Below are 1,297 nucleotides of genomic sequence, written 5' to 3'. Positions count from 1 at the left end.
CGGTGGAACTCGCCTGTATTACCTGCAAAATCCAAGCCTTTCTTCGTGATGTCATCACCTAGATCATCAATCTTTTTATCCAACGTATCATAAGACGATTTTAATTGATCTTCTGTGGCAGCTCGACCGCTAACGATATTCGCAGGATCAAATGTTTTATTTTCCAATCCGGTAACATAGCCGTCTTTACCGTTCACAGCGATTTTACCTGCATCAATCTTACCGTCTTTACCGTCAATTGTTACCTTATCTCCGGCCTTAATGATACCCTTTTCACCATCGATTGCCACTTTACCTGCAGTAATATTACCTTTGTTGCCATCGATTGTAACCTTATCACCGGCCTTGATTGTACCTGTAGTACCATCAAACGCGATTTGTTTCGTAGGATCTGAACCCAATGTCACTTGATCTTTAAGACCAACTTCATAATTCGTGGAACCATTAGGATTAGTAGTTGGTGTAACAGTGATATTGTTGCCGGCAGTTACTGTAGTAGTCGCTGCATCAGTCGCTTTTTTCAACTGATTAACATTGACTGCATCATTAGGATCAGTACCCTCAGCTATATTGGTAATCTTTTTACCGCCGTTATTGAGACCATCTTTAGTGAGGCTCACCGAATTGTTACCAGCCGGAGTTGTTTCAGTAATGGTCATACCGTCACCGTTGATAACAGTATTAACATTACCATTTTTGAAAGTTGCAGATTTCAAACCTTGCAAATCTCTCGCCAAGCGTAATTTCAATGTATCGTTACCATCAGAAACAACACCGATATTATCTTCATCGGTCAATAGATTTTCATCAGTGATACCGCCCTTAACATTGACTTGCGAATTAAGTTTCTTCTTGATAACAGTACCGGAATCACCACCGTACATCATACCATCATCTTTGGTTGCCACTTCATGAGGGGTACCATTTTCATCGGTGTATTTAATACGAGTGATTTCATTACCGTCAAGATCAGAAGTGCCTTTATCGACTATCATATCAGCATTACGGCCATCCTTGCCATTCAAGCCGATGTGACCGATACCGTCTTTACCGGACATAGATACCGCATCTTTACCGTCTTTACCGGAAATACCTACCTTACCGTCTGTACCGTTTGCTCCGTCAGGGCCTGTAAGGGTAACGCCATCTTTGGCATCTTTACCTTTTTTATTGACCTTGATGGAATCAGCTAGGAGACTTCTATTCATCTTCACGTTAATAGTAGTATTACCATCATTATCTTGGGTGATGAAAGTCTTGATATTTTCACCGCTGTAATCGTTATCGGCTGCGGTGC

Annotated in this window: 1 pseudogene; it reads right to left on the bottom strand. The window is 41.4% G+C overall.

The annotated features are described in order from the left end of the window. A pseudogene (locus HMPREF1865_RS09285) lies at positions 1 to 1,297 on the bottom strand (hemagglutinin); the annotation flags it as partial.

Origin of the sequence: Veillonella parvula (assembly GCF_001553335.1) — a bacterium.
In the GTDB taxonomy this organism is placed as follows: domain Bacteria; phylum Bacillota; class Negativicutes; order Veillonellales; family Veillonellaceae; genus Veillonella; species Veillonella parvula_S.
This window is presented reverse-complemented; position numbering and strand designations above follow the sequence as displayed.